Source organism: Sphaerisporangium sp. NPDC005288 (assembly GCF_040607475.1).
Taxonomy (GTDB): domain Bacteria; phylum Actinomycetota; class Actinomycetes; order Streptosporangiales; family Streptosporangiaceae; genus Sphaerisporangium; species Sphaerisporangium rhizosphaerae.
This window is the reverse complement of the sequence record NZ_JBEXGT010000027.1, coordinates 17,173-37,731: the sequence shown is the minus strand read 5'-3', so window position 1 is coordinate 37,731 and position 20,559 is coordinate 17,173. Positions and strand designations below refer to the sequence as shown.

18 protein-coding genes and 4 tRNA genes are annotated in these 20,559 nt (G+C 68.7%); 16 read left to right on the top strand and 6 right to left on the bottom strand.

Annotated elements, in window-relative coordinates; genetic code table 11:
• The first annotated feature begins 49 nt into the window (after nt 1-49).
• Entirely contained in the window at nt 50-1,270 is a 1,221-nt protein-coding gene (locus ABZU32_RS24470; protein ID WP_354925354.1) for an FAD-dependent monooxygenase, read from the top strand.
• Nucleotides 1,271-1,285: 15 nt separating this feature from the next.
• Here ABZU32_RS24470 and ABZU32_RS24465 read toward each other — a convergent pair whose 3' ends face one another.
• Nucleotides 1,286-2,236, bottom strand: coding sequence for a S41 family peptidase (locus tag ABZU32_RS24465; protein WP_354925351.1), 951 nt, complete (start codon nt 2,234-2,236; stop codon nt 1,286-1,288).
• A 1,038-nt stretch (nt 2,237-3,274) separates the two neighbouring features.
• On the opposite strand from ABZU32_RS24465, the gene ABZU32_RS24460 reads away from it, so the two are divergent.
• Nucleotides 3,275-4,456: a cellulose binding domain-containing protein gene (locus tag ABZU32_RS24460; RefSeq protein ID WP_354925348.1), complete on the top strand. Its 1,182-nt coding sequence runs from the start codon at nt 3,275-3,277 to the stop codon at nt 4,454-4,456.
• Between the two features lie 434 nt (nt 4,457-4,890).
• Complete coding sequence (locus ABZU32_RS24455; RefSeq protein ID WP_354925345.1) at nt 4,891-5,613, top strand: site-specific integrase; 723 nt, start codon at nt 4,891-4,893, stop codon at nt 5,611-5,613.
• Between the two features lie 68 nt (nt 5,614-5,681).
• Here ABZU32_RS24455 and ABZU32_RS24450 read toward each other — a convergent pair.
• Nucleotides 5,682-5,753: transfer RNA gene (locus tag ABZU32_RS24450), tRNA-Lys, on the bottom strand.
• Nucleotides 5,754-5,984: 231 nt separating this feature from the next.
• On the opposite strand from ABZU32_RS24450, the gene ABZU32_RS24445 reads away from it, so the two are divergent.
• A complete protein-coding gene (locus ABZU32_RS24445) occupies nt 5,985-6,434 on the top strand; it encodes a PspC domain-containing protein (RefSeq protein ID WP_354925342.1) in 450 nt (149 codons plus the stop codon).
• On the opposite strand, the gene ABZU32_RS24440 is transcribed toward ABZU32_RS24445, so the two are convergent.
• Both ABZU32_RS24440 and ABZU32_RS24435 read right to left on the bottom strand, forming a co-directional pair.
• Nucleotides 6,431-7,723: an MFS transporter gene (locus tag ABZU32_RS24440; RefSeq protein WP_354925339.1), complete on the bottom strand. Its 1,293-nt coding sequence runs from the start codon at nt 7,721-7,723 to the stop codon at nt 6,431-6,433. The two genes, ABZU32_RS24445 and ABZU32_RS24440, sit on opposite strands and share 4 nt — an antisense overlap.
• Nucleotides 7,724-8,001: 278 nt before the next feature.
• On the bottom strand, nt 8,002-8,343 hold the full coding sequence (locus tag ABZU32_RS24435; protein ID WP_354925337.1) for a metallopeptidase family protein: 342 nt from the start codon (nt 8,341-8,343) through the stop codon (nt 8,002-8,004).
• A gap of 126 nt (nt 8,344-8,469) precedes the next feature.
• Here ABZU32_RS24435 and ABZU32_RS24430 point away from each other — a divergent pair, with 126 nt between their 5' ends.
• The 9 genes from ABZU32_RS24430 (at nt 8,470) to ABZU32_RS24390 (ending at nt 15,277) form a co-directional block, all read left to right on the top strand.
• Nucleotides 8,470-10,149 (top strand): metallophosphoesterase, encoded by a 1,680-nt coding sequence (locus ABZU32_RS24430; protein ID WP_354925335.1) that lies wholly within the window; start codon nt 8,470-8,472, stop codon nt 10,147-10,149.
• Between the two features lie 83 nt (nt 10,150-10,232).
• Nucleotides 10,233-10,305, top strand: a tRNA-Glu gene (locus ABZU32_RS24425).
• Nucleotides 10,306-10,420: 115 nt separating this feature from the next.
• Nucleotides 10,421-10,495 (top strand) — tRNA-Asp (locus tag ABZU32_RS24420).
• 26 nt (nt 10,496-10,521) lie between these two features.
• Nucleotides 10,522-10,595, top strand: a tRNA-Phe gene (locus ABZU32_RS24415).
• 316 nt (nt 10,596-10,911) lie between these two features.
• Nucleotides 10,912-11,805: an ABC transporter ATP-binding protein gene (locus tag ABZU32_RS24410; protein ID WP_354925333.1), complete on the top strand. Its 894-nt coding sequence runs from the start codon at nt 10,912-10,914 to the stop codon at nt 11,803-11,805.
• An 11-nt stretch (nt 11,806-11,816) separates the two neighbouring features.
• On the top strand, nt 11,817-12,512 hold the full coding sequence (locus ABZU32_RS24405) for an ABC transporter permease (RefSeq protein WP_354925331.1): 696 nt from the start codon (nt 11,817-11,819) through the stop codon (nt 12,510-12,512).
• Between the two features lie 3 nt (nt 12,513-12,515).
• Nucleotides 12,516-13,688 (top strand): sensor histidine kinase, encoded by a 1,173-nt coding sequence (locus ABZU32_RS24400; protein ID WP_354925329.1) that lies wholly within the window; start codon nt 12,516-12,518, stop codon nt 13,686-13,688.
• Nucleotides 13,681-14,325 carry a response regulator transcription factor gene (locus ABZU32_RS24395; RefSeq protein WP_354925326.1) on the top strand — a complete coding sequence of 215 codons (645 nt, stop codon included), beginning with the start codon at nt 13,681-13,683 and terminating at the stop codon, nt 14,323-14,325. Before ABZU32_RS24400 ends, ABZU32_RS24395 begins: the two co-directional genes overlap by 8 nt.
• A 196-nt stretch (nt 14,326-14,521) precedes the next feature.
• Nucleotides 14,522-15,277, top strand: coding sequence for a class I SAM-dependent methyltransferase (locus tag ABZU32_RS24390; protein ID WP_354925324.1), 756 nt, complete (start codon nt 14,522-14,524; stop codon nt 15,275-15,277).
• A gap of 114 nt (nt 15,278-15,391) precedes the next feature.
• Here the strand turns inward: ABZU32_RS24390 and ABZU32_RS24385 are convergent, their stop codons facing one another.
• Entirely contained in the window at nt 15,392-16,246 is an 855-nt protein-coding gene (locus ABZU32_RS24385; protein WP_354925322.1) for an isocitrate lyase/phosphoenolpyruvate mutase family protein, read from the bottom strand.
• A 134-nt stretch (nt 16,247-16,380) separates the two neighbouring features.
• On the opposite strand from ABZU32_RS24385, the gene ABZU32_RS24380 reads away from it, so the two are divergent.
• On the top strand, nt 16,381-17,370 hold the full coding sequence (locus ABZU32_RS24380; RefSeq protein WP_354925320.1) for a DUF5937 family protein: 990 nt from the start codon (nt 16,381-16,383) through the stop codon (nt 17,368-17,370).
• 45 nt (nt 17,371-17,415) lie between these two features.
• Here the strand turns inward: ABZU32_RS24380 and ABZU32_RS24375 are convergent, their stop codons facing one another.
• Nucleotides 17,416-18,393 carry a GlxA family transcriptional regulator gene (locus tag ABZU32_RS24375; RefSeq protein WP_354925318.1) on the bottom strand — a complete coding sequence of 326 codons (978 nt, stop codon included), beginning with the start codon at nt 18,391-18,393 and terminating at the stop codon, nt 17,416-17,418.
• Nucleotides 18,394-18,692: 299 nt separating this feature from the next.
• On the opposite strand from ABZU32_RS24375, the gene ABZU32_RS24370 reads away from it, so the two are divergent.
• Nucleotides 18,693-19,331 (top strand): HD domain-containing protein, encoded by a 639-nt coding sequence (locus tag ABZU32_RS24370; protein WP_354925316.1) that lies wholly within the window; start codon nt 18,693-18,695, stop codon nt 19,329-19,331.
• 127 nt (nt 19,332-19,458) lie between these two features.
• The gene (locus ABZU32_RS24365) at nt 19,459-20,379 is read left to right on the top strand and encodes an NADP-dependent oxidoreductase (RefSeq protein ID WP_354925314.1); all 921 of its coding nucleotides are present in this window, start codon (nt 19,459-19,461) and stop codon (nt 20,377-20,379) included.
• The last annotated feature ends 180 nt before the right edge of the window (nt 20,380-20,559 follow it).

Below are 20,559 nucleotides of genomic sequence, written 5' to 3'. Positions count from 1 at the left end.
GTATACGTCATACGCAATAGAGCGTATGGCATACACAGATGGAGGGTTCATGAACGTGCTCATCTCTGGCGCGAGTGTCGCCGGTCCCGCCCTGGCGTACTGGCTGCGCCACCACGGCTTCGAAGTGACTGTGGTGGAGCGGGCCGCCACGCCTCGCCCCGGCGGTTACAAGGTGGACCTGCGCGGGGTGGCGGTGGAGGTGGCGCGGCGGATGGGGATTCTCGACGAGGTGCGGCGCCGGTCGACCGATATCCGGGGCGGGACGTGGTTGAACGGGGCGGGCAAGACCCTCGCGACACTCGGTCCGGACATGATCGGGTTTCGCGACCCGGGAGACCTGGAGATCATGCGCGGGGATCTGGCTGAGATCCTTCATGCCCGCACCCGAGGCGAGGCCGAGTATGTCTTCGGCGACACGATCACCTCGATCACCGATGAGGGCTGCGGGACGCGCGTGACGTTCCGCGATGCGGCACCGCGTACGTTCGACCTCGTAGTGGGGGCCGACGGCCTGCATTCGGGCACTCGCGCGCTCGTCTTCGGCCCGGAGGAGCGGTTCACCGAGGGACTCGGCCTGGGCGTGGCGGTCTTCGGCGTCCCCAACCACCTGGGCCTGGACCGTTGGGAGATGGTCCTGTCGGCCGCCGGGCACGTGGTGAACGTCTACAGCGTGCGGGCGGCGACGGCGGCCAAGGCCCAGTTCTTCTTCCCCGCGCCGCAACGGCCCGTCGACCGGCACGACGTGGCGGCCCAACAGCAGGCCGTCGCTGAGGCGTTCACCGGACACCGATGGGAGGTGCCGCGGTTGCTGGCCGCGATGCCGGAGGCGGGCGACTTCTACTTCGACACCCTGGCGCAGGTACGGATGGATTCCTGGTCGCGTGGGCGCACGGTGCTGCTGGGCGACGCCGCTTACTGCCCCTCACCCGCGTCCGGACAAGGCACCGGCATGGCCCTCGTTGGCGCCTACGTGCTCGCCGGAGAGTTAGCCGCCGCCCAGGGCGACCACCGGGTCGCATTCGCACGGTACGAGGAGGAGATGCGCGGGTTCGTCGAGCTGAACCAGCGGCTGGGCCGCACCGCCGCCAAGGGCATGGTGCCCGCCTCCCGGACCCGCGCGCGCCTGCAGGGCCTCATGCTGCGAATGGCGCCGCACATGCCGGGCAAGGCACGAGTGATGGAAGCCATTATGAAGCCGATCCGGAAAGCGGCCAACGGCATCGAATTGCGCGACTACCCCACCGCGGCACAGCCGACGGCGCGGCCGTAGAAAGGCACATGCCGTTCAACGCGACTTCACAGAGCGATCCGCGCTCGGCGAGGGCCCATCGTCGCCTGCCAGTCGGGCGAGGGCCAGGGCGTGCGCCTGGTCGAGGGATTCCGCGGCGGCGCAAGGGACGTCGGGCCGCACACCGGTGCCTTCCCAGTTCGTGCCGGAGACGGGGTTGATGGCGCGGCCGGTGGGGACCGTGGCTTCCAGGTGGGGGTGTACGGTCCACCCCTTGCACGGGTGTGCGCCGCCGCGGGTGGGCTCGCCGACGACAACTGCGCGGCCGAGCTGTTGCAGGTCGTAGGCCAGTTCTTCAGCGGCGGAGAAGGTGCTGTCGCTGGACAGCACGTACAACGGTTTGCTGCCGCCGAAACGCGCGCCCGGAACGTGCGGCAGGCTCCAGGACTGCTCGCTGCGCTCGCCGTCGCGCCAGTACATGGTGTTGAGGTGAGTGCGCTCGTCCAAGAGATAGCTGCAGATGAAGGCGACGGTGTCCGGGTCGCCGCCCCGGTTGCCGCGAAGGTCCACGATCAGCGCCTGGGCGCGGGAGGCCAGGGTGAGCGCGGCGCTCAGCGGTTCGGCGGCCCAGTCCAGCGGAAACAGCATCGGCGCCAGTTCCACCACGGCGATCCCTCCGTCCAGCAACTCCACCCGGGGCGCACCGCCCAGCGAGGTGTCGAAGTCCCGGCGGATGGAGGCCAGAGTCGCCTCCATCTGCTTGGGGGGCACCGGGTCGGCGTGGTGCTTCAGTCTCAGGTGTTGGTCGTTGTTGACGGACTGCAGGTCCGCGGTGACCAGACGGGCGAGCTCCTCCGCGCCGTCGACGTCATAGGCGCCCTTGGCCAGGCGTCGTTGCAGCACGCCGGTGAGCTGCCCGGCTATCTCAGGGAAAACGTAGTGCTCGGTCAGCAGCCGCGCTATCTCGTCGATGACAGGGGCAGGCTGCACCTTCGTCAGAGTCGTCATGGGCAGGGAGTAGATCACTGTCCGCGCGAAAACGTCAAAGACGTTCGGACGTTGTCGGTAAGCGTGATCAGCCTTCCCACATGCCATCTCCCTGAGGATGTTCCGCTCGGCGATGAGGCGGAGGATGCCGGCGTTCTCGGCGAGGAACACGCCGCTGTAGACGAGGATGTGGCGGGGTGTCTGCGGCCTTGCCCTGCGAGGTGCCCTACACCCACGCGACGTCCAAGCCGGCAAGCAATGTGGCGGCTCGGATCGGCCGGGCGCTGTGGGATGACTGAGGCCGGCGACTGCAACCCCGTGCTGACAACTGCAACCCGGACTGCAACCCCGGACAGGCTTGCTGATCAGGAGATCTGGGAGTCTGCCCAGGTCATTATGGGTGGGCCGCCAGGGACTCGAATCCTGAACCTACGGATTAAAAGTCGTCCGAAAATCGTCTACTGATGTCTGCCTATGTCAGCCACACCTACTGACACTGCATGATTTATTGATCATCTTCTACTAGTGTCCACCCACGTCTACGGACGCTGTTAGCGCCCGTGTTAGCAGGGCTGGGAACAGAGTGCCTGCTTGCAAACAGGAGCCAGTCACTACCTGGGAAGCTCCTCGTCCTGTTCCGGCGCGTGGTAATGGGGGTCGGAGTGAGGAGTTGTGCGGCTCTGTTGCTGTACTTCGCTGACGTGACTCTGGAGCCAGATCGACCGATGGAGCAACCCATGCGTGTCACTGGATGGAACAACGGCAGCCATCGCGCCACTGGTTCTGGCTACGGGCTTCGGATCTTCAAAATGGACCGGGACCGATTCTTTGACCACCGCTGGCACAGCGTGTTTAAAGAACTGGAAAACGATCAAGTCGTCAGTGTTCCCATCACACCATCTTTCTGGCGGCGCTGTGCTGAACTCAGAAGCGGAGAAATTGGCCATTGGCTCATCAAGCAAGACCTGAAGCCGTCCCCCGGAGGCCCCAATGACCCACCAACCTGTCATACCTGTACCCGAGGCTGCCCCCACCCGGCCTCGTCCGCGTGCGCGCTCCGTGAGCGTCGTGCTCGCCATGCTGGCCGCCGTGGTCGCCGGCATCGGGCTGGTCGCCGGCACTGCCGGTGCGGCGACCATCCAGTCCGCAGTTCCCGCAGTGGCCACCCCCACGCCGAGCAGCACTGCGGGCGTCCTGCCGACCCCGAGCACGACGCCGACCATCTGCCCCACGTCGCCGACGGCGCTCATTCCATGGGGGACGGCGAGCCCAGCCGTGGCCAATGGCGACACCGTGCCGCCCACGCCGCACGGCGGGCCGGTCTTCACCGAGTGCGGACCGACCGTCGTGGTCAGCTGGGCGCCCGCCACCGACAACGTCGGCGTGGTCGGCTACTACATCCTGCGCAACATCAACCAGTCCGAACAGTTCTACCGCTACTTCGTGACGGGCACCTCGTTCGCGGTCAGCCACGTTGAGGGGCACGAGGTCTACACGGTCACGGCCGTGGACGCTGCCGGCAACGCCTCCGGACTTGGCCAAGCCACCACGGGATGCTGGTCGGCGTCCTGCCTGCCGCCGTCGCCGTCGCCGTCGCCGTCTGGTGGGTACCCGTACGGCTACCCCGGCAATCAGATGCTGACGGTCAACGGGTCAACCGCCACCGTGAGTTGGGCCGCGGCCGGCAGCGCGCCTGTCGTGAGCTACCTGGTCGGCCACCAGTGGTACGAGGTCGGCGGGACGGTCCACGCCGAGTTCGTCACCGTTCCGGGCACCACGACCAGCCAGACCCTCAGCATCGCCGCCCCCGGCCTCCACACTTTCTGGGTCAGCGCCCTGGACGCGGCGGGCAACATCTCGCCGGCGCCCAACACTCTCGACTACGGTGTCCCCGTGCCGAGCCCGACCGTGCTCCCACCCACCAGCTGCACGGTCACCTACACCATTAACAGCCAATGGCCCGGCGGATTCCACACCGACGTGAAGATCCTCAACACCGGCAAGACCACCGTCCACGGCTGGCGGCTCACCTTCACCTTCGCCAACGGCCAGACGATCTCCCAGATCTGGAACGCCGTCCAAGTATCCAACGGCGTGTCCCCCACGGTCGCCCACGCCGACTGGAATCCGGACATCGCGGGCGGGGCCACCGTCTCCTTCGGATTCATCGGCACCTGGACCGGCACCAACTCGCGGCCCGTGGAGTACGCGCTCAACGGGTCGAAATGCTCAGCCGCCTGACCGGCGCAGCGGAGGCGCCGGCGCGCTGATCCGTCGGCTCGACGTCGTGGAAACGGATCGGCTCCGACCTGATTCTGTCGGGATCGATCCGACACACCCTGGGGTGCGATCCCGGCCGACCCGGCCTGGATCCCTGGCAGCCCTCACCGCAGTCGTCACAGACGCTAACCCGGTGGCCACGCCTCCGGCCGACCCCGGCGGGCCGCCTCGATAACCAGCATGCACTGACCGTAACGGGAACAAGCCCCATCGTCAGAGGAAAGCCGTCGAAACCTCAGGGACCGTCTGCGGCACCGGACCAAGGAATGGCACGGTGTGCGATCACCAAGCTCTACTGGCACCTAAGCACTAAGGGCGGTAAGGGCGGTCAGTCGCTGTCCACGCGGTCAGTGAGCCATGTTCACGCGGTCTTGCGTAAGGCATTCGGTGATGCCGTGAAGGTCGAAGAGCTTCTGACGTCGAACCCCGTAGAGCGGGCCAAGCGGCCGAAGCACGTCTACGCCGAACCGGGGAGTGTGTGGACCCCTGAACAGCTCCGCACGTTCCTGTCGCTAGCCGGATCGCATCGGTTGTTCGCCTTCTTCCATCTCGCCGCCTATACCGGCGCCCGGCGCGGTGAGCTGGTCAATCTGCGTTGGTCGAATGTTGATTTCGTTGGAAAGACGATCACCATTGCCGGGTCGGCGGGTGTCGTGGATGGTGAGCGCATCGAGGGCACTACGAAGAGCGGGCGGATTCGGGTGGTCAGCATCGACGACGAGACTGTTGCCGTGCTCTGGGAGCACCAGGCGCGGCAGGAGGCCGACAAGGCAGCCGCGGGGGAGGAGTGGAGCGGGGACAAGGATCTCCACGTCTTCACGACGGGCTTCGGGCGGCCGATCTACCCCGACACCGTCACCCAGTTGATCCGGGACCTCGTGAAGGCGCACAACGCCGCTCAGTCGTCCGCAGAGCGGCTGCCGTTCGCGCGGCTGCATGACCTTCGGCATGTCCACGCCACCACCCTCTTGCTGGCCGGCGTGCCGGTGCATGTGGTGGCGGCCCGGCTCGGGCATGCGGACCCTGCGATCACGCTCAGGGTGTACGCCCATGTGATCCGGTCGGCGGAAGCGTCCGCGGCTGATGTCTTCGCGCAGGCGCTGAAGGGGACACCGTAGGGCCGCTGTTAGCAAAGGTGTTAGCAAACACCCTCGGACGCATGGCGCTCCGGGGGTGTTTTCGCAGGTGGGCCGCCAGGGACTCGAACCCTGAACCTACGGATTAAAAGTCCGCAGCTCTGCCATTGAGCTAGCGGCCCGGCATGGATTGCAGGGTACTGAGCGTACCGCGCCTTGCGCGACCGCCTACCACCTCTCGCGGGGCGGCAAGGGGGCGTGTGCCGGGCGACGCTGCCTTCACCTACAGGTGGTGCCCTGTCAGGGTAAGGCTCAAGCAGCGGCTTCGGCTCTCGTGGCTTCAGGGCGTCACCAGGGTCGGGCCAGGGGGAATCCCGATGTGCGAAGAAGGGCCCCGGGGGCAGTCTTGAGACATGAACGAGATGAACCTCCACGGTCACTCCACCAAGGAACTCCGCCGCACCCGCGAAGGCAGGATCGTCGCCGGCGTGTGCTCCGGCGCCGCCGAGTTCACCGGCATCGACGCCAACATCCTGCGCCTCGCGCTCGCCGTCGCCACCTTCTTCGGCGGCCTCGGCGTCGGCATCTACGCCGTCGCCTGGCTGCTGATCCCCGAAGAGGGCAAGAACGGCTCGATCGTCCAGGACCTCATCAACAAGCAGAAGAGCGACAACGGGTCCGCCTGGCACCAGGTCTCCTCGTACTGGCAGCCGTCGCAGACCCCGCAGGACGGCCGCGCGCCCTACGGTGACCAGCCCACCGGCCAGTCGCCCTACACGGCCCCCTCCGCCGCCCAGCCGCAGTCGCAGTCGCCGACGAGCCGGCCGCAGTCGCCGGTGGACGAGCCCCCCGCCACCATCTAGCTCACCTGGGTGCGGACCCTGGTGATTATCTCGGTGCGAGTCTCGGTCCAGAGCATGGCCAGCAGTGCGGCGACGCACAGCCCGGCCGCCCCCGCGAGGGCGACCACCGGCTCTGGGCCGAGTGCCTGCGCGGCGGCGCCTCCGATGAGGATGCCCAAGCCCTGGGCGGCCAGCAGGCCGGACTGCACCAGCCCGAAGGCCTGGCCGCGGCGGCCGGGCGGAACGCATTGCACGAAGGCGGCGTTGGCCGCGAGCTGGTACGCCCCTCCGAGCCCCGCGAGCATCCACAGGACCAGGACGACGGCCAGCGGAGGCCGCGTCGCGCAGCCGATGAGCGGCGCGCAGCTCAGCATGGCCATCCACCCCATGGCGCGCAGGCGTCCGGTGGGGGCCACGAACCGGCTGAACACGAAGGCTCCGATGACCGTGCCGGTCGGCATGGCGGCCATGAGCAGACCGGTGATCAACGTGACCTCTCGAGCATCGTCGCCCAGCGTGACGGCGTACGGCACGGCGATGCCCTCGGGGAGTACGTAGAAGCCGCAGAGCCACGCGAACAACACCAGAGTGCGCAGCCGCCGGTCGCCGAAGACCAGCCGGGCGCCCGACTTGGTCATGGCCCACATGGACGCGTGGACGCCGTCCTCGGGAGCCGGCGGGGGACGCCGGCGCAGCCCGAGCGTGAGGATCAGCCCGGAGGCCAGGAAGGTCGCGGCATTCAGCGCGAGCCCTTCGTAGGCGCCGATGGCGGCGATCACTCCGGCGCCCGCGGCGAACCCGAGCATCTGGACCACCTGGTTCGTCATGTTCTGCAGTGCCGAGCCGGCGACGTACCGGTCGCCCTCGAGGATCTCGGGCAGCAGCGCGGCGCGCGCGGCCGTGAAGGGCGAACTGAGCAGGACGACGCAGAACACCAGAACGCACAGCACGGGGAACGGCGTGCTCGGCAGGGCCATCAGACCCACCAGCACCGCTCGCGCCAGATCGCACACGATCATGATGCGGCGGCGCGCGAACCGGTCGGCGAGCCCGGCCAGCACGGGACCCCCGAGGATGGGCGGGAGATAGGTCAGGGCGTACACGGCCGCGGTGGCCAGCGGAGACCCCGTCCGGTCGTAGACGAGGAGCGCCAGCGCCACCTGGGCGAGCTGGTCGCCGAGCAAGGACAGGCACTGGCCGAGCCACAGCGCACGGAATTCGCCGATGGCGATGACCTCGCCGTACGTTGCCTGGCTTTCGGGCGAGCGGCGGTGCCGCCCGGGCAGCCGGCTGGGCCTGATGGCCGCCATATGACTCCGGTGGGCTCGCTGGGCCGTTCCTGACAGTCCGTGTTCAGTATGTCACCTACGGTGCCCGGTCCGCCGCTGGTTTCGCAATCCCGATGGCGGCACGAAGGGCCGTGACCAGCCCGTCCTCGTGCGCTACGTCCGGATGACGTCAGGTATGGGATGGACGGCGGCATCCCGGGGTACGGGTACGCGGCAGACATCGAGAGCGGCCGGGCGCCTTGGCGCCGGCGGATCCGCACTGTGACGGGACGAGAACCGGGCTTCCGGCAGGGGAGGGGCTACCAGCCCAGCTCGTGCAGACGGTCATCGTCGATCCCGAAATGGTGGGCGATCTCGTGGACCACGGTGATCTGCACCTCTTCCACGACCTCGTCCTCTGTCTCGCAGATTTCGCAGATCGGGTTCCGGTAGATTTCGATGCGGTCCGGGAGGACCCCCGCGTACCAGTCGCCCCGCTCGGTCAGGGGGATGCCGGTGTACAGCCCGAGCAGCCCCGGCTCGGGCGGATCGTCGACGACGACCATGACGACGTTCTCCATGACCTGGGCCAGCTCGGGCGGGATCGTGTCCAGCGCCTCGGCCACGAGCTCCTCGAACTTCTCCCGCGAAACCTTCACCACCGGTCAATCGTGTCATTGGTGCGGGACGTCGCGTAACCGCGATCAGACGTCTTGACTGGCGCCGACACGCGGGCTGACTCGTCGTGGCTATGAGTGGGGCCGGGTTTTCGGGTAGGCAAGACGGCGATGAATCTGATGCGCTGGAAGGCGACCGCTCAGCGGCTGAACGAACGGCGCGCCGTGCGCCGCAGTGTGAACGCCCTGCTCATCGCCGTCGTCGCGTTGGCGGGGGCATGGCTCGGCCTCGCGATCGGCGCCCATGTCCGCACCGCCGTGGGCCCCGCGGAGATCGGGATGAGCCTGCGGCCCTCGTGGGGCGGCCAGACGGTCGTGGACATCCGTCCCCTCGGCACGCTGCGCTTCGACTCCCATAACGGGCCCATCCAGCTCGGCCTGAGCCTGGACGGCATCCGCGCGGACGTGGCGCAGCGGCTCCTGGAGAGTCCGCGCTGGGCGGAGACCCTCCCGGACCTGATCGAGGCGGACCTTCAGGAGGGCCTGCGCGAGCTGGTGATCAGGGCCACGCTGTTCGCGGTGGCAGGAGGGGCGCTCGCGGGGCTCATCGTGTTCCGCCATTGGCGCAGCGCTTTGTGGACGGGTCTGGGCAGCCTGGTGGCGATGGGACTCGTCGCGCTGCTGGCGGTGCTGACCTTCAACCCCCGATCCATCGCCGAGCCCCGCTACACCGGCCTGCTCACCGGTGTCCCCTCGCTCATCGGCAGCGCCGAGTCGATCGTGACCCGCTTCTCGGAGTACCGGACGCAGCTCGCCAAGCTGGTGACCAACGTCTCGCAGCTCTACCACGCGGGCGCCACCCTGCCGGTGTACTCGCCGGACCCCAACACGTTGCGCGTTCTGCATGTCTCGGACATTCATCTCAATCCCGTCGCCTGGAGCACGATCCGCTCACTGAAGGATGAGTTCAAGATCAATATGGTGCTGGACACGGGCGACATCGCCGACCACGGGACCAAGGCCGAGAACAAGTTCGTCGAGGAGATCGGCGAGCTCGGCGTCCCGTACGTTTACGTGCGCGGCAACCACGACTCCATCGGCACGCAGCACGCCGTCGCCCAGCAGAAGAACGCCGTCGTCCTGGACGGCGGTGAGAAAACCGTGGAGGGCCTGCGGATCTACGGCGTGGGCGACCCGCGGTTCACGCCCGACAAGTCTGTCGACGTCAAGTCGGACGCCCAGCTGCTCACGGATCTCGGACGCTTCCACGCCGAGCGGCTGACGTCCCCCGCGAACGCCGCGCCCACCGGCAGGAAGCCGCCGCACGCGGCGGCCAGACCGTCCCGTTCCCCCGGCCACGGCTCCCCGCCCCCGTCCAGGCGGCCCTCGCCGTCCCCCTCCCCCTCTCCGGCGGCGACCACGGGGCCCGCTGGGGCCGACGCCGCCAAGAAGATCACCGCCGATCTCGTCGCCGTACACGACCCCACCATCGGACGGGCCTTCAGCGGGGCCGTCCCCCTCGTCCTGGCCGGCCACGTGCACGAACGCTCCACCGAGATGCTCAAGTCCGGCACCCGGCTCATGATCCAGGGCTCGACCGGCGCCGCGGGCCTGCGCGGGCTGGAACACGACGAGCCCACGCCCATCCAGGCGTCCGTGCTCTACTTCGACAGGAAGACCCATCGCCTCCAGGCCTGGGACGACGTCACGCTCGGCGGCTTCGGAGAGCAGTGGGTGCAGATTCAACGTAACGTCGAGCCCGAGCCTGGACGTACAATTCTTCCGGAGCCGCTCGTCGCCTCGTCGCCAGCGAAGCCGGTCGACTCCACCGCGACACCATCCAGAAGATGACCACTTTGGCATCTGGGGCGCAGTCCCCTATGCTTCAGGAGTCCCCGACGGAAGGCGTCACGGATCCAGGGCGAGAGTCCTGAGCCCCCATCGTCTAGCGGCCTAGGACACCGCCCTTTCAAGGCGGCGGCACGGGTTCGAATCCCGTTGGGGGCACGCGCGAGCACGGCTCGCCAGAACGACGGAGGTCGAAGATCTCCGAAGAGCTGGTAGGCTAAGCGAGCGCAAAGGCCGAGAGCCACAAGCTCCCGGTGACAAGCAAGGCAAGCAAGGTCCTGTAGAGCAGTTTGGAGTGCTCGCCACCCTGTCAAGGTGGAGGTCGCGGGTTCAAGTCCCGTCAGGACCGCTCTGGTAGGTGTCATCTCACCACCGGGTCAGGTAGCTCAGTCGGTACGAGCGTCCGCCTGAAAAGCGGAAGGTCGGCGGTTCGACCCCGCCCCTGACCACACCATCTGAACAGCCAAAACGCCCCGAGCATCCGTGCTACGGGGCGTTTCTGATTTCCAGTGACAGCGATACTGACAGCAACGGCTCTGTGAGACCTGAGTCGGCTCTAGGCGGCTCTCACAAGGTCCGCTCTCGCACCGGCCACTCCCTACGGCGCGACGCCCTCTCCAAGATCTGGCAGGTCTCACAGCCCGCCGGCGGTTCGCAAGGAGAGCGGTATCCACCGTTCGGTGGATTTTCTGGTCAGCATCATTCGTGGTTGATCATGGCTGGCAGGTCGATTCGCCGCGAAGGCGAGCACAAGATGCTTGAGCCATGGCAGTCATCGAGGTCACAGACCTCCGCAAGAGGTACGCAGATCTGACAGTTCTGGACGGCGTGTCGTTCTCCGTGGAGGAGGGCGAGATCTTCGGCATCCTCGGGCCGAACGGCACCGGTAAGACCACCACCGTGGAGTCTGTGGAGGGCCTGCGACGCCCGGACAGTGGGTCGATCAGGGTCCTTGGGCTCGACCCGTTCGAGGACGGGCCCAAGGTTCGTGAGCTGATCGGGGTGCAGCTCCAGCAGACCCAACTGCCGGAGAACCTGAAGGTATGGGAGGCGCTCGATCTGTATGCCTCCTTCTACGCCAAGCCCCATGACTGGCGGGAACTACTGGAGGAATGGGGGCTGGCCGACAAGCGCAACGCTCGCTTCGGGAAGCTGTCGGGCGGTCAGAAGCAGCGCCTGTTCATCGCGCTGGCGCTGGTGGGCAACCCGCGGGTGGCCTTCCTGGACGAGCTCACCACGGGCCTGGACCCGCAGGCCCGCCGTGCCACCTGGGAGCTGATCAAGCAGGTCCGGGCGAGCGGCGTGACCGTGGTGCTGGTCAGCCACTTCATGGACGAGGTCGAGGAGCTGTGCGACCGCGTCGCGGTGTTCAACCACGGCAAGGTCGTGGCGATCGACAGCCCGGCCGGGCTGGTCGGCGGAGAGCACCGGATGCGGTTCACGCTGATGGCAGGGGACATGGTCGGCCTGGAAGGGTTGCCAGGGGTGACCGGTGTGTCCAGGGAGGGGGACCGGGTGGTCGTCTCGGGCAGGGGCGACTTCGCCACGGCGGTCACCGCGCATCTGGCCCGCCACCAGGTCCTGGTCAGTGATCTCCGCCTCGACAGGCGCACTCTGGAAGACGCGTTCACCGCCCTGACCGGCCGGTCCTTCGGCTGAGGAAGCAGATCATGATGAAACTCGCCATTGTCGAGACCAAGCTGCTGACGCGCGAGCCCGGGGCGCTGTTCTCGCTGCTCATACCGTTGTTCATCCTGGTGGTGTTCGGCAGCTCGATCGAGCCGGGTGACACCGTGCTGCTGCCTATGGCGCTGGCCATCGCCGTCGGGCTGGTGAGTCTGTACCTGCTGCCCACCACTCTGGCGACCTACCGCGAGCGGGGCATACTGCGCAGGCTGTCCACCACGCCGGTGCGTCCGGGGAACCTGCTGATGGTGCAGCTGCTCCTGCAGCTGGTCCTGGCGGTGACCGCGTGCGGGCTGCTGATGGCGGTCGCGGGCACCGTCCTCGGCGCTCATCTGCCCAGCCGGGTGCTGTCCGGTGTGCTGGTGTTCCTTGTCGGTACGGCGAGCATGTTCGCCATCGGCCTGCTCATCGCGGCGCTGGCGCCGAACGGCCGGGCCGCCAACGGGATCGGGGTGCTGCTGTACTTCCCGATGGCCTACCTCGCCGGGCTCATCCAGCCGACGCATCAGATGCCCGCTATCGTGGCGGCCATTGGGGAGTACACCCCGCTGGGTGCTTTCGGGCGAAGCATGCGGGATGTCTGGGCGGGCAGTGCTCCCAGCCCCTTGCTGCTGGGGGTGATGGCCGCCTACGCCCTGGTCATCAGCATCGCGGCGGCCAAGTTCTTCCGCTGGGAGTGAAGCATGACCGGGCGGCTCGACCGATGGGAGCACCTGCTGGAGCGGCAGCTGGCGGCCGCGCCGTACGTGCTGCTGGCGGTCTCCATGGTGCTCTCCCTGCTCACTGGCAGCAACCCGTGGGTCACGTCCGGCGTGGCCGCGCTCGCCGCCGCCTGGATGTGGTCGGCGCCGCGGGGCCCGGTCTACGTGGCCGGGCTGGTGGTGCTGATCGGCGCGCTGTGTACGCAGGGCATATGGTTCGCGAGCTTCTTTGGCTTCGTTGGATATCTGCACTCTTGGCAGTACCTGAAGGGGAAGTGGCGTTTCGTCGGGTTGACCGCTACGGCGGCGATCTGCGTCGCGACCTACCGTGGGGGCCTGCCCGAGCCCACCGCGTCCGCAACCCTCACCTACCTCTTCTTCACCGCCGCCATCGTCGCGGCGGTGGGCCTGTTCAGCTTCGCCGGCGAGATCACCGCCGAGCGGAGCGCCCAGCGCAAGCTGATGGTGGCGCGGCTGGAGGAGGCCATGCGGGAGAACGCGGGCCTGCATGCCCAGCTCCTGGTCCAGGCCCGAGAGGCGGGCGTACTCGACGAGCGGCAACGCATGGCGGCTGAGATCCACGACACCCTCGCCCAGGGCCTGACCGGCATCATCACTCAGCTTCAGGCGGCCATGGCGGCCAAGCAGGCCGAGGACTGGCACCGCCGTGTGGACAACGCGATCGGGCTGGCGCGGGAGAGCCTGGCCGAGGCCCGGCGCTCCGTGCACGCGGTGGGCCCGGGCCAACTGGAGGCGGCACCGCTCTCCCAGGCACTGCACGACGTCGTGACCCATTGGGGCGAACTCAACGGGGTGCGCGCGGATTTCACCGTCACTGGTACGGTCCGTCCCATGCATCCGGAGGTGGAGGAGACGCTGCTGCGCACGGCGCAGGAGGCCTTGGCCAACGCGGCCAAGCACGCCGGCGCGTCCCGGATCGGTTTGACCCTGTCGTACATGGAGGACGTGGTCACCCTGGACGTCCGCGACGATGGCGCCGGGTTCGACCCCGAGCGTGTCCGCGACGGCGGCGGCTTCGGTCTGACGGCGATGCGCAAGCGGGTGAGCCGGCTGGCGGGCACGCTGGAGATCGAGTCGGAGCCCGGGGCCGGCACCGCGATCTCCGCGAGCGTTCCGGCGGTGGTACGTGGCTGAGATCCCGGTCAGGCTGCTGATCGCCGACGATCACCCCATCGTCCGCGACGGCATCCGCGGCATGTTCGCCGGCGACCCGGACTTCGAGGTGCTCGGCGAGGCGGGGGATGGCGCGCAGGCCGTGGAGCGCGCCCGGGCACTGAACCCCGACGTGATCCTCATGGACCTCCGCATGCCCGGGATGGACGGCGTCACGGCCATCAAGGAACTGGTCAGGCTCGGCATCGCGGCCCGCGTGCTCGTCCTGACCACCTACGACACCGACCGGGACGTCATGCCCGCCATCGAGGCCGGAGCCACCGGCTACCTGCTCAAGGACACCGGCCGCGACGAGCTCGTTCGCGCCGTACGTACCGCGGCGAGGGGTGAAGCCGTGCTGTCCCCGTCGGTCGCCACCCGCCTCCTCGGTCAGGTCCGCGCCCCTGCCGACCCGCTGAGCGCGCGGGAACTGGAAATACTCCAGCTCATCGCCGACGGCGCCACCAACCGCGAAGCCGCCGCACGCTTGTTCATCAGCGAAGCCACGGTCAAGAGCCATGTGCTGCACATCTACGCCAAACTCGGCGTCAACGACCGCGCGGCCGCCGTCGCCACCGCCTTCCGCCGCGGCCTGCTCACCGTGGAGAACGACCGCTGACGGCGCGTGGAGATCTCCTCCTGACCACATTCCCGAACAGCTGAAACGCCTCGAGCATCCGTGCTGCGGGGCGTTTTCGATCTCCAGTGAGAGCAACCCTGACGCGAGTGTCGGGACGGTTGAGGCTGACCGGTTCTCGCGCGTCCCCTCGTGTTCATGCAATATCGACTCATGGCAGTTGAGAGGAGCGACAAGGATGGGGAACGCCAACCCGTACGAGACGATGGGCCTCGGCTACTCGCACCACCGCCGCCCCGACCCTCGCATCGCCGGCCAGATCGACCGGGCCTTGGGCTCCGCCGCGACGGTGATCAATGTGGGCGCCGGAAGCGGCTCCTACGAGCCCCGCAGCAGGCAGGTCATGGCCGTGGAGCCGTCGGCGGTGATGATAAGCCAGCGTCCCCCCGGCTCGGCGCCGGTCATCCAGGGGTACGCCGAGTCCCTCCCGGTCCCTGACAAGTCGTTCGACGCCGCGATGGCCATCCTCACCGTCCACCATTGGAGCGACGCGGCCGCCGGCCTCGCCGAGCTGCGCCGAGTGTCCGACCGGCAGATCGTCCTCACCTGGGACCCCGCCGTCACCGCACGATTCTGGCTGGTCGATGAGTACCTCCCGCAGATCGCCGACGCGGAGGCCGGACTCGCCTGTCTCGACGTCGTCCAGAGTTGGTTCCGGCGCGAGGGCGCACGAGTGAGCGTCATCCCCGTGCCGGTGCCGGCCGACTGCACGGACGGCTTCCTGGGCGCGTACTGGAGCCGGCCGCACCACTACCTCGACCCCCACGTCCGCGCCGCCATCTCCGCCCTGGCCAGACTCGACCAGCACCTTGTCGAGCGCGCGATGCGACGCCTCGACATCGACCTCACCACTCGACGCTGGCATGAACGACACGAAGATCTCCTCGACGCCGACACCCTCGACCTCGGCTATCGCCTCGTCACGAGCACGTGACCGCCCCGTGGTCACACGGGGCCGGATTGAGATCGCCCTCCATCGCACCGGGCGTCGCGAAAACGTCGGCCTCCGGTTCCTCATCGCTTCCTGGGCCTGCTCATCGGTCCTCGGTCAATGACGGAACAGGCCGTTGAGTTCGCTGAAGTCCAGTGAGCCGTCCAGTGCCGTGAGGTTTCCCGTGCCGAGGAGTTCGGCGGCGGCTTCGCGGACCGCGGTGTAGGCGGCCTGGGCCAGTGCGGTCCCGAGGCTGATCCTGCGCACCCCCGCCTGCGTGAGCTCGGTGACGCTCGGTCCACCGGCGACGGCCATGGCGTTGACCGGCAGTGGCGACCGCGCACAGAGACTGTTCAACATGTCGAGGTCGAGCAGGCCGGGGACGAAAATGCCGTCGGCTCCGGCCTTGGCGTATGCCTCCGTGCGCGCCAGTACTTCGCCCAGCCGGGCATCGGCCGGACCTATCGCGAACAGGAAGACGTCGGTGCGTGCGTTGACGAAGAGTTTCGGCAGGCCCGCCGCTTCCGCCGCGTCCCTGGCGGCGCGCAGTCTGGCACTCTGCTCGGCGACGTCGAACAGCGGACCGCCGACGGCCGTCGAGTCCTCGAGATTGACGCCCACCGCACCGGCCTCGATCACCGCCCGCACGGTCGCGGCCACGTCCGCCGGGGCCGGTCCGTATCCTCTCTCCACGTCGACCGTCACCGGCAGGTCGACGGAGTCCACGATGCGCCGGGCGGCCTCCACCATCTCGCGCCGGCCGAGCCCCTGCCCGTCGCCGCGGCCCAGGGACCAGGACACGCCACCGCTGGTCGTGGCGATCGCCGTTGCGCCGGCCGCGGCGATCACACTCGCGCTGGCGGCGTCCCAGGCGTTGGGCAGCACCAGCACGGACTCGGTGTGCAAGGTGCGGAACAGCAGGGCCTTCCCCTCGATCGCGGCATCGGGGGAGGAGGAGATGTCAACGGACATGGGGACGACCGCCTTCGCGTTGTTCTGCTTTCCGGCACCCTGACTCGTGGGCCTGCCCACGGGATGGTGCCGGGCCGGGAACTGAAGGTCTATTGATTAAGCTATGGCCGAATCGTGGAACCGATGGAGGCGGCATGAAGGCGCGGCTGACCTTCTCGGTGAACGATCTGGCCGAGACCCGGTTCGCCGTCTCGCCCATGTGGGAGGTCGTCACCAGTCGCAGAGCGCTGGCCGCCGCCGCGGTGCCGGATCCCCATCGCGGCTGGGCCGACCAGGTACGCCCTCGGCTCGCGGCGGCGGGTCTCGATCGTGGGTGGCTGGCCGAGATGATTCCGCCCACCGGCCATCTCCCCGATTTCCTCAACCCGGTACCGGCGACCACGTCCAGCGGCCTTTCCGACGAACTCGCCGCCATCGAGGCCACGGACCCCGAGCAGGTACGGCGGGACCTCGACATTCTGGCCGCCGAGCGCGACGGCTCGTTGTCCTCCCGGCTGCGACGCCTTCACCGGACCCCTCGGCTCTACCTGCCTCGGATCGTCGCGGAGATCGAGGCCTACTGGCAGCTCGCGATAGCGCCCTACTGGGCCAGAATCCGCTCGGTGCTGGAGGCGGACCTGTTCTATCGGGGTCGCCAGGTGGCCGAGCACGGTACGGCCCGGGCGCTCGACCAGTTGCACCACACGGTGCGCTGGTCCGGTGGCGGCCTCCACCTGGTGCAGCGCCACTGCGCCGTCACCCGAATCGAGACCGGGGCCGGGCTGCTCCTGGTGCCGTCGGTCTTCGCATGGCCGCGAGTGCTGACCCGGTCCGTCGCGTCGGAACCGCCTCAGCTCGCCTACCCGGCGCGGGGGATCGGCACCTTGTGGGAGCGTGGGACACATGAGGGCATGGAAGCCCTCGCCGCGGTGATCGGCCGATCCCGCGCGCTGATCCTGGCCGAACTGGACTCTCCCGCCTCGACCACCGAACTCGCCCGGCGGTCGGGCCTTTCCGCGGCGGGCGTGTCCCAGCACCTCACCGCGCTGCGGGCCGCCGGCCTGACCAGTACCCACCGAGCGGGCCGCACGGTGCTCTACGCCCGCACCGGTCTCGCCGATGCCCTGCTCACCGCACAGACGTGAAGGCCCGATCGGCGTGACGCTGACCGTGTGCGCGGCGGCGCGGGCCTACCCCAGGTCGGTGCGGCGGGTGGTGCTGAAGCGGCGTTGGTAGGCGGCGGGGCTGATCGACAGCTTCCGGGCGAAGACCCGTCGCATGCTCTCGTAGCTGGGGAACCCGGCGAGGGCCGCGGCCTGCGTCGCGGTGTGTCCTTGGTCGAGCAGCGCCCTGGCCATGTCGAATCGAATGTTCTCCACATAGCGGGCCGGCGTTGTGGACAGCTCGTCATGGAAGAGCCGGGTGAGGTGCCGGGTGCTCACGTTGAGGTGATCGGCGAGTCCACCGAGCGAGTGGTCACCCCCGGGGTTCGCCGTCACCAGGTCGGTGATCTTACGGAGGGCGGGCGAGCGGGGCGGCGGGCCTTGCAGCGGCGCGGAGAACTGGGACTGGCCGCCCGCGCGCTGCATGTACACCACCAGGGCGCGGGCGACGTCGCGTGCCAGGTGGGGCCCGTGGTCCTCTTCGACGAGAGCGAGCGCCAGATCGATGCCGGCCGTCACCCCCGCCGACGTGTACGTGGTGCCGTCGCGCGTGTAGATCGCGTCGGGCTCGACGCGGCACGTCGGATACCGGGCGGCGAGCTCGTGCGCGACCTTCCAGTGCGTGGTCGCGCGCTTGCCGTCGAGGAGGCCGGCGGCGGCGAGGACGAACGCCCCGGTGCAGATCGACGCGACCCGGCCGGCCACGGCCGCCGGTATCCGGGCGGCGTCCGCCAGGTCGCGGGGGACACGGGCGCGCGGATAGAGGTCGGACCCGGCCACCAGCAGCGTGTCGAACACCGGTTCCGCGGCGACGGGGCCGTCGACCGTGATCCGGATGCCGAGGTTCGACGTGACGTCCGCGCCGGTCGGCGACCGCAGCTCGATCCGGTAGTCGGCGCCGAACCGGTTCGCCTCCTTGAACACCTCCGCGGGACCGGCGACGTCCAGCAACGTCACTCCGTCGTAGACGAGGACCGCGACGCGATGGGGGGCCGCGTGTACCACGCCGGTCTCTCCGGAGCCGGATCCGCGCGGCGACCATCCGGACCCCGGCGACGCTGACCGCCGTCCGGCCGGCGACGCGGGAGGCATGGACACCGTTCATTGGTAGCACACCGTCACCTGAGGGTGACGGGGGCCCTCGATCGCCCCGACCGCCGGGCGGGCGCCGAAGTTGGGCGGGCCTCGTCCGGATATAGGTGATTCTTGGCCGGACGAAGGCGGCGCCGCACGCCGACCCGTGGGCAGCATGGAAGTGGGACGGACAGTTCCACAATCCGACACGCTTCCCGAAAGTCAGAGTCATGCCAGAGGTCATCGCGGGGTTGGAGATTCCTGAGACGGCGGCGGTCGCCGAAGCGACCGGGCTCGTCCAGGAGACGACGAGCCCCCTCATCTACCACCACTCCCGGCGGGTCTACTTCTTCGGCCTGATCCACGCACACAAGCTCGGCGTGAAACCGGACCCGGAGTTGCTCTACGTGGCGGCCCTGTTCCACGACACCGGCCTGCTGACCCCCTTCTCCGACGTCGAGCAGCGCTTCGAGGTCGACGGCGCCGACCACGCGCGCAAGTTCCTCGTGGAGCGGGGCTTCTCGACGACCGCCGCCGAGACCGTCTGGGCGGCGATCGCGCTGCACACCACGCCGGGCATCCCCGGCCGGATGGCCCCGGAGATCGCGACCACGCACCTCGGCGTACTGACCGACGTGCTCGGCTTCGGACTGGACGAACTGGAGCACGGTCAGCTGGAGGAGATCCTCGCCGTCCACCCGCGAGGGGACTTCAAGAACGAGTTTCTGCGGGCTTACTTCGACGGGCTCAAGGACCGTCCCGAGACCACGAACGGCACCGTGAACTCCGACGTGCTCGAGCACTTCATCCCCGGTTTCCGGCGCACGACGACGGTCGAGCGCATCCTCGGATCGCCCTGGCCGAGCTGACCGGACATCACACCAGCCCACCCGTCGGACGGTATGAGCCGCTCGGACACGCGCGCCGGAAAGACGATTCCGAGCTGAGCTCTCACGACCACCACATATCCACGAACGCCATTGAAAGGATCCGAGTATGCGGGCGATCACCGTGCGGGATCGTGACGCCGGTGTCGGCGGCCTCTCCCTGACCGACATGCCCTACCCCCACGCCGCGGAGAACGACGTCATCGTGCGCGTGCACGCCGCGGGCTTCACCCCCGGAGAGCTCGACTGGCCGACGACGTGGTCCGATCGCGCCGGCCGCGACCGGACGCCGAGCATCCCCGGGCACGAGCTGTCCGGAGTCGTGGTCGAGCTCGGCTACGGGACCACCGGCCTCACCGTGGGCCAGCGCGTGTTCGGACCGACCGACTGGGCCCGCAACGGATCCCTGGCCGAATACACCGCGGTGGAGGCCCGCAACCTCGCCCCCCTCGCGGCCGACATCGACCACACCGTGGCCGCCGCGCTGCCCATTTCCGGACTGACCGCCTGGCAGGGACTGTTCGACCACGCCCACCTCACGACCGGCCAGACCATCCTCGTTCACGGCGCCGCGGGCGGCGTCGGCTCGATCGCCGTCCAACTTGCGCGGGAGGCGGGCGCCCGCGTGATCGGCACCGGCCGGGCCGGCGACCGTGAGGTCGCGCTGAGCCTCGGCGCGCAGACCTTCCTCGACCTGGACGCCGACGATCTGCGGCACGCCGGCGAGGTGGACGTGGTCTTCGACGTCATCGGCGGCGACATCCTCGCGCGTTCCACCGAACTGGTACGCCCGGGCGGCACTGTCGTCACCATCACCATGCCGCCCACCGCGCAGCCCAAGGACGGGCGAGCCGTCTTCTTCGTCGTCGAACCCGACCGCGCCCAGCTGGCCGACCTCGCCGAGCGCGTCCGGGACGGACGGCTCAAGCCCGTCGTCGGCGCCGTGCGCCCGCTCTCCGAAACGGCCTCCGCCTTCGCCCGCGACCGCCGCCCCCCCGGAAAGACGATCATCCGGGTCGCGGACGAATAGGGAACGCAGTACCTCTGAGCAGGGGGAAATCGCCAGTGGTGTGCTGATCGCCGGCACGAAGGCCGCTGTCGTCCGATGTGCCGTGCGACGGAGCCTCCGACATCCCCGGCCACCGTGGCCGTGGCTTCAGACTCCTCGCCGTCTACGTCTGGATGGTGGCCACGAGCCGATGGTAGGAAG